Raw genomic sequence first — 7,530 nt, forward strand, 5'->3', positions numbered from 1 at the left:
CGAGACCTGGAACGACCGGTTCGGGGCGTCGCTCATGCGATCCCTGACCCCGCCGAAGATCATGCTCGAGCGCGGACAGGGCTGCCGTGTCTGGGACGTCGAGGGCAACGAGTACCTCGACTTCCTGGCGGGCATCGCCGTCAACTCGCTCGGCCACGCGCACCCCGTCCTGGTCGAGGCGATCGCCGACCAGGCCGCGAAGCTCGTGCACGTGTCGAACTACTTCGCGACGCCGCCCCAGCTCGAGCTGGCGGAGCGTCTCAAGCGCATCACCGGTGCGGGCGACGCCGGACGGGTGTACTTCGGCAACTCCGGTGCCGAAGCGAACGAGGCCGCGTTCAAGCTCGCGCGCCTGAACAAGGGCGCCGACGGGCAGAAGACCCGCATCCTCGCGCTGAAGCAGGGGTTCCACGGCCGGACGATGGGGGCACTCGCGCTCACCGGCAAGCCCGCGCTGCAGCAGGACTTCCTGCCGATGATCCCGGGCGTCGAGCACATCGACTCCACCGTCGCTGCGCTCGAGGAGTCCATCGACGACACGGTCGCGGCGATCGTCATCGAGCCGATCAAGGGCGAGGCCGGCGTCGTCGACCTGCCCGAGGGCTTCCTGCTCGCCGCGCGCCGGCTGACCGACGAGCACGGTGCGCTGCTGATCCTCGACGAGATCCAGACCGGTGTCGGCCGGACGGGCAACTGGTTCACCTACCAGGGCCACGGCTTCACCCCCGACGCCGTCACGGTGGCCAAGGGCATCGCCGGCGGCTTCCCGATCGGTGCGCTCGTGACCTTCGGGTGGGCGTCCGACCTGTTCTCGGCCGGCCAGCACGGTTCGACCTTCGGCGGCAACCCGCTCGGCACCCGCGTGGCGAACGCGGTGCTCGAGGAGATCGAACGCGCGGACCTCGTCGCTGCCGCCGTGGTCAAGGGCGAGCGGATCCGGACCGGCATCGCCGGCATCGGCTCACCGCTCGTCGAGGAGGTCCGCGGCACCGGTCTGCTCATCGGCGTCGGGCTCACCGGCCCGATCGCGGCCGCGGTCAACGCCGCCGCCCTCGAGCGTGGCCTCATCATCAACGCCCCGAACGAGTCGAGCCTGCGCCTCGCGCCGCCGCTCATCGTGTCCGACGCCGAGATCGACGAGTTCGTGTCGATCCTCGCCCAGAGCCTCGCGGCCGTCGCGGCCGCCCAGGAGACCTCCGCATGACCCGCCACTTCCTCCGGGACGACGACCTCAGCCAGGCCGAACAGTCCGCGATCCTCGACATCGCCGACCAGATGAAGGCCGACCGTTGGGGCGCGAAGCCTCTCGCCGGCCCGCAGAGCGTCGCGGTCATCTTCGACAAGTCGTCGACCCGCACCCGGGTGTCGTTCCACGTCGGTATCTCCGACCTGGGCGGCAGCCCGCTCATCATCTCGACGGCGAACAGCCAGCTCGGCGGCAAGGAGACCCCGTCGGACACCGCCCGCGTGCTCGAGCGCATGGTGTCGGCGATCGTCTGGCGCACCTACGGGCAGGCCGGTCTCGAGGAGATGGCCGACGGCACGACCGTCCCCGTCGTCAACGCACTGTCCGACGACTTCCACCCCTGCCAGCTGCTCGCCGACCTGCTCACCATCCGCGAGCACCGCGGCACGCTGGCGGGCCAGACCGTGGCGTTCATCGGCGACGGCGCGAGCAACATGGCGCAGTCGTACCTGCTCGCCGGCGCGACCGCGGGCATGCACGTCCGCGTCGCGGCTCCCGCCGAGTTCTCGCCGTCCCCGCAGGTCGTCACCGACGCTGAGCACCGTTCGGCCGAGACCGGCGGTTCCGTCCTGGTCGTGACCGACCCGGTGGCAGCGGTCGCCGGTGCCGACGTCGTGGTCACCGACACCTGGGTGTCGATGGGCAAGGAGTCCGAGAAGCAGTCGCGCCTCGACACCTTCTCCGGGTACCGCGTGGACGACGCCCTGATGGCGCACGCCGCCGACGACGCGGTGTTCATGCACTGCCTGCCCGCCGACCGTGGCTACGAGGTGACCGCCGACGTCATCGACGGGCCGCGCAGCATCATATGGGACGAGGCGGAGAACCGTCTGCACGCCCAGAAGGCGCTGCTGGCCTGGCTCCTCGCCGCGAACGTCTGAGCACCATGGCTGACCGCGTCGTCCTCGCCTACTCCGGCGGCCTCGACACCTCCGTCGGGATCGGCTGGCTGCGTGACGCCACCGGCAAAGAGGTGGTGGCACTCGCGGTCGACGTCGGCCAGGGCGGCGAGGACCTCGACGCGATCCGACAGCGCGCACTCGACTGCGGGGCCGTGGAGTCGATCGTGGTCGACGCCAAGGACGAGTACGCCGACGAGTACATCGTGCCGGCCCTCAAGGCCAACGCGCTGTACCAGAAGCGCTACCCGCTGGTGTCGGCGCTGAGCCGCCCGCTCATCGCGAAGCACCTCGCGTTGACGGCGAAGCAGCTCGGCGCCGACAGCGTCGCGCACGGCTGCACCGGCAAGGGCAACGACCAGGTCCGGTTCGAGGCCGCCGTCGCGGCGATCGCCCCGGACCTGCGGAGCGTGGCACCGGTGCGTGACCTCGCCCTGACCCGTGACAAGGCGATCGCGTACGCCGAGCAGCACGCCCTGCCGATCCAGCAGTCGCAGCGGTCGCCGTACTCGATCGACCAGAACGTGTGGGGCCGTGCGGTCGAGACGGGTTTCCTCGAGGACCCGTGGAACGCCCCGACCGAGGACCTCTACGCCTACACGCAGGACCCCGCCGTCCCGCGCGACCCGGACGAGGTGACCATCACGTTCGAGCGCGGCGTCCCGGTGGCGCTCGACGGGCAGCGCTTCAGCGTGCTGCGGATCGTGCAGGAGTTGAACGCCGTGGCGGGCAAGCACGGCGTCGGTCGGATCGACGTGGTGGAGGACCGCCTCGTCGGCATCAAGTCGCGCGAGGTGTACGAGGCCCCTGCGGCGATCGCGCTCATCACGGCGCACGAGGAGCTCGAGCGCCTCACCCTCGAGCGCGACGTGAACCGCTACAAGCGCGGTGTCGAGTCGGAGTGGGCCGACCTGGTCTACGACGGTCTGTGGTTCGGCGGGCTGAAGCGCAGCCTCGACGCCTTCGTCGACCACACCCAGCAGCACGTCTCCGGCGACGTCCGCCTCCAGCTGCACGGTGGTCGGGCGACAGTGACCGGCCGTCGCTCGGAGCAGAGCCTCTACGACTTCGACCTCGCCACGTACGACACCGGCGACACGTTCGACCAGTCGCTCTCGAAGGGCTTCACCGAACTCTGGTCGCTCCCCAGCAAGATCTCCGCCCGCCGCGACGCGGCGAACTGACAGCACGCCCCCGGCGGACGACACACCGCCGCCACCCGGCGGACGACACACCGCCGCCCCCGGCCCGACGACAACGACGCAGGACGACATGACCGACGAGAAGACCGACGCCACCAACACCGGAGCCCTCTGGGGCGCCCGCTTCGCCGACGGCCCGAGTGCGGCCCTGGCCGCGCTGTCGAAGTCGACGCACTTCGACTGGCAGCTCGCCCCGTACGACATCGCCGGCTCCCGCGCGCACGCCCGGGCCCTGCACACGGCCGGGTACCTGACGGCGGACGAGCTCGAGCGCATGCTCGCCGGACTCGACCGGCTCGAGGCCGCGCACGCCGACGGCACGCTGCAGCCCGACGAGTCCGACGAGGACGTCCACGGCGCCCTCGAGCGCCTCCTCATCGCCGACCTCGGTCCGGAACTCGGCGGCAAGCTCCGCGCCGGCCGCAGCCGCAACGACCAGATCGCGACGCTCGGCCGCATGCACATGCTCGACCACGGGCGGCGCATCGGCCGACTCGTGATCGACCTGGTCGACGCGATCACCCAGCAGGCCAACGAGCACCCGGCGGCGATCATGCCGGGTCGGACGCACCTGCAGCACGCGCAGCCCGTCCTCCTCGCGCACCACCTGCTGGCACACGCGTGGCCGTTGGTCCGCGACCTCGAGCGCCTCCGCGACTGGGCGGGCCGCGCGAGCGTGAGCCCCTACGGCGCCGGTGCCCTCGCCGGCAGTTCGCTCGGCCTCGACCCCGCCGCGATCGCCGCGGAGCTCGGGTTCGACCGCCCGGCCGACAATTCGATCGACGCCACGGCCGCCCGCGACGTCGTCGCCGAGTTCGCGTTCGTCCTCGCGCAGATCGGCATCGACGTCTCGCGTCTGTCGGAAGAGGTCATCCTCTGGAACACGAAGGAGTTCGGCTTCGTCCGGCTCCACGACGCGTTCTCGACCGGCTCGAGCATCATGCCGCAGAAGAAGAACCCGGACATCGCCGAGCTCGCGCGCGGCAAGTCCGGTCGTCTGATCGGCAACCTGACGGGCCTGCTCGCGACCTTGAAGGGACTGCCGCTCGCCTACAACCGCGACCTGCAGGAGGACAAGGAGCCCGTCTTCGACTCGGTCGCCACGCTCGAGGTCCTGCTGCCGGCCTTCACCGGCATGATCGCGACGCTCACGTTCGACACGGACCGGATGGCCGAGCTCGCGCCGCAGGGCTTCTCGCTCGCGACCGACGTGGCCGAGTGGCTGGTCCGCCAGGGTGTCCCGTTCCGCGATGCGCACGAGGTGTCCGGTGCGCTGGTCCGGTACTGCGAACAGCGCGGCATCGAGCTCGACGACCCGACCGACGACGAGTACCGGTCGGTCTCCGAGCACCTGACCCCCGGGGTCCGTGCCGTGCTCACGATCGAGGGCAGCGTCGCGTCCCGATCGGGTGTCGGCGGGACCGCTCCGGACCGTGTGGCCGAGCAGCTGGCGTCCGTCACGCGTCGCGTCCACGACCTGGCCGAGGGCGCACCCTTCACGCGATGACCGAGGGGCTGCTCGCGATGCTCGCCGAGCCGGCGCCGCGCATCGCACCGGCGCTGCTCGGTGCGACGATCGCTGGCCGAGGCGTGACCCTGCGCATCACCGAGGTCGAGGCGTACTTCGGCTCCACCGACCCCGGCTCGCACGGCCACCGCGGTCCGACCGAGCGCAACCGCCACCTGTTCGGGTCGCCGGGCACCCTGTACGCGTACCGCTCGTACGGCATCCACACCTGCGTCAACGTCGTGAGTGCACCGGCCGGCACCTCCTCCGGTTCCCTGCTCCGCGGTGCGCAGGTGATCGAGGGCGTCGACACCGCACGCGGACGACGTGGCCCGTCGGTCGCCGACGTCGCGTTGGCGCGTGGCCCCGGCAACCTCGGTGGCGCCCTCGGCGCGGTGCTCGGACAGGACGACGGCACCTCGCTGCTCGACGGGTCCGGTCCGTTCGTGCTCACGTTGGCACCCGGCCTGGAGGCGCGGCTCGCCTCCGCCCCGCCGGCCCGCGTCGTCGAGGAACTCCTGACCGAGACCACACCCGGCCCCGGCGGGACGGGTCCGGTCCCGCGCATCTCGCGCGGACCGCGCACCGGCGTCGGCGGCATCGCCGGCGGTGCGCAGTACCCGTGGCGCTTCTGGTTGACGGGCGACCCGACGGTCTCGACGTACCGACGGCACAAGGGTGCCCTCGACTGATCCCCACCGGCACCGCCGGCCCGCCGCTGGCGCGTCGCGCCGGAACCGGCGGCGTGGGCCCAGACGCACCACGGGCCTCCCGGTCGACGGCGCGCTGTCGGTGGTGCGCCGCCGCTACGATGGCGGGGTGTCCAGTGATACCGCTCAAGACGTCCTGACGCGCCAGCAGAACGACCCCACCTTCGCCTCGGTGTGGGACGAACTGCGCTGGCGCGGTCTGGTGCAGGTCTCGACCGACGAGACCGCACTCCAAGAGGCCCTCGACGGTGATCCGATCACGTACTACTGCGGCTTCGACCCCACGGCACCGTCGCTGCACTGCGGCAACCTGCTGCAGCTCCTGACCATGCGTCGGTTGCAGCTCGCCGGGCACAAGCCGCTGGCGCTCGTCGGGGGATCGACGGGGCTCATCGGCGATCCGCGTCCGACGGCGGAGCGCACGCTGAACACCCGCGAGACCGTCGCCGAGTGGGTGGCGCGTCTGCAGGGACAGGTGTCGCGGTTCCTCAGTCCGGACGGTGACAACGGCGTCCGGCTGGTGAACAACCTGGACTGGACGTCACCGATGTCCGCCATCGACTTCCTGCGCGACGTCGGCAAGTACTTCCGGGTGAACTCGATGCTCAAGAAGGACGCGGTCGCCGCGCGGCTGAACTCCGACGCGGGCATCAGCTACACCGAGTTCAGTTACCAGATCCTGCAGGGCCTCGACTACCGCGAGCTCTTCCGGCAGTACGGCTGCACGCTGCAGACAGGTGGCTCGGACCAGTGGGGCAACCTGACCTCGGGGACGGAGCTCATCCGTCGTGCCGAAGGTGCGACGGTGCACGCGCTCGGGACACCCTTGATCACGAACTCCGACGGCACGAAGTTCGGCAAGAGCGAGGGCAACGCCATCTGGCTCGACGCTGAAATGACGTCGCCGTACGCGCTCTACCAGTTCTGGCTCAACACGGCCGATGCCGACGTGATCGCCCGGCTGCGGGAGTTCACGTTCCTGTCCCGCGCCGAGATCGAGCGACTCGAGCAGGCGGTCGCCGACGAACCGTTCCGACGCGAAGCGCAGCGGACCCTCGCGTTCGAGGTCACCTCGCTCGTGCACGGGGTCGACGCCACTCAGGCCGCGATCGACGCTGCGGCCGCGCTGTTCGGCAACGGGGACCTCGGTGCGCTGGATCCGGACACCCTGCGGTCGGCGATCGCGGAGCTGCCGGGGTCGGTCACGATCGAACCCGGAGCCGACGTGGCCCGGGCGCTCGTTGAGACCGAGCTCGTGAAGTCCCTCGGTGAAGCGCGGCGGGCCATCGACCAGGGCGGGGTGTACGTGAACAACGTCCGAGCCGAGGACGCCACCGCACCGCTGTCGGACCTCGCCCTGCCCGGGGGAGTGCTCGTGCTCCGCCGCGGCAAGAAGACCCTCGCCGGTGTGACGCTGGCCTGACCACGTCGGCACCCGGGTGACGCGTGTTGCAGAACGCGACACGCCCGGGATCGGGCCTGGCTTGGCACACTCGCCCAGGCCTGCGTAAAGTTCCTACTCGTCACCCCAAAGGTGCGGCGGAGCGGCTGGAGCGAAAGCCCAGAGCACGTCGGCCCTCAAGCGGGACCATCCTCCACTGAAGATCAGATCTGGCCTTGTGCTCGATCGCTTCGACGCCTAGGATGACAAGCCCACCGGTTCTCTCCCCTCGGGGATGAGCCACAGGACCTCCGGGTCCGACGACACACCGGTGGCAAGCCAAGTACACAAGCCTCGTGGCTGGAGCTCGAACCTGAGCCGAAGAGCGAGTGCGTCTGGTCCTTGAGAACTCAACAGCGTGCACATTGTCAATGCCAATTTATTGATTGACCTCGTGCCTGGCCTTCCTTCGGGTTGGTTGGGTTTGAGACAATTCCTTTTGGATTGAAGATTGTCAGTAGACAGTCAACAGTCAGAATCAACTCGGTCTGATGCCCTTTGGGGTGTTGGGTCTGTATTTTTTTA

At 70.1% G+C, this 7,530-nt stretch carries 6 protein-coding genes; all 6 read left to right on the plus strand.

Annotated features, from left to right (window positions below; genetic code table 11):
* Positions 1 to 34 precede the first annotated feature (34 nt).
* Complete coding sequence (locus EDF42_RS04410) at positions 35 to 1,204, plus strand: acetylornithine transaminase (RefSeq protein ID WP_260235073.1); 1,170 nt, start codon at positions 35 to 37, stop codon at positions 1,202 to 1,204.
* Positions 1,201 to 2,127 carry an ornithine carbamoyltransferase gene (argF, locus tag EDF42_RS04415; RefSeq protein WP_123671549.1) on the plus strand — a complete coding sequence of 309 codons (927 nt, stop codon included), beginning with the start codon at positions 1,201 to 1,203 and terminating at the stop codon, positions 2,125 to 2,127. The genes EDF42_RS04410 and argF overlap by 4 nt, the downstream gene beginning before the upstream one ends.
* A 5-nt stretch (positions 2,128 to 2,132) precedes the next feature.
* Positions 2,133 to 3,329 carry an argininosuccinate synthase gene (locus EDF42_RS04420; protein ID WP_123671550.1) on the plus strand — a complete coding sequence of 399 codons (1,197 nt, stop codon included), beginning with the start codon at positions 2,133 to 2,135 and terminating at the stop codon, positions 3,327 to 3,329.
* Between the two features lie 88 nt (positions 3,330 to 3,417).
* The gene (gene argH, locus EDF42_RS04425; protein WP_111086277.1) at positions 3,418 to 4,854 is read left to right on the plus strand and encodes an argininosuccinate lyase; all 1,437 of its coding nucleotides are present in this window, start codon (positions 3,418 to 3,420) and stop codon (positions 4,852 to 4,854) included.
* Positions 4,851 to 5,546 (plus strand): DNA-3-methyladenine glycosylase, encoded by a 696-nt coding sequence (locus tag EDF42_RS04430; protein WP_185040759.1) that lies wholly within the window; start codon positions 4,851 to 4,853, stop codon positions 5,544 to 5,546. The genes argH and EDF42_RS04430 overlap by 4 nt, the downstream gene beginning before the upstream one ends.
* Positions 5,547 to 5,673: 127 nt before the next feature.
* Positions 5,674 to 6,987, plus strand: a complete 1,314-nt coding sequence (gene tyrS, locus EDF42_RS04435; protein ID WP_123671551.1) for a tyrosine--tRNA ligase — start codon at positions 5,674 to 5,676, stop codon at positions 6,985 to 6,987.
* The last annotated feature ends 543 nt before the right edge of the window (positions 6,988 to 7,530 follow it).

Origin of the sequence: Curtobacterium sp. PhB172, from assembly GCF_003752545.1 — a bacterium.
In the GTDB taxonomy this organism is placed as follows: domain Bacteria; phylum Actinomycetota; class Actinomycetes; order Actinomycetales; family Microbacteriaceae; genus Curtobacterium.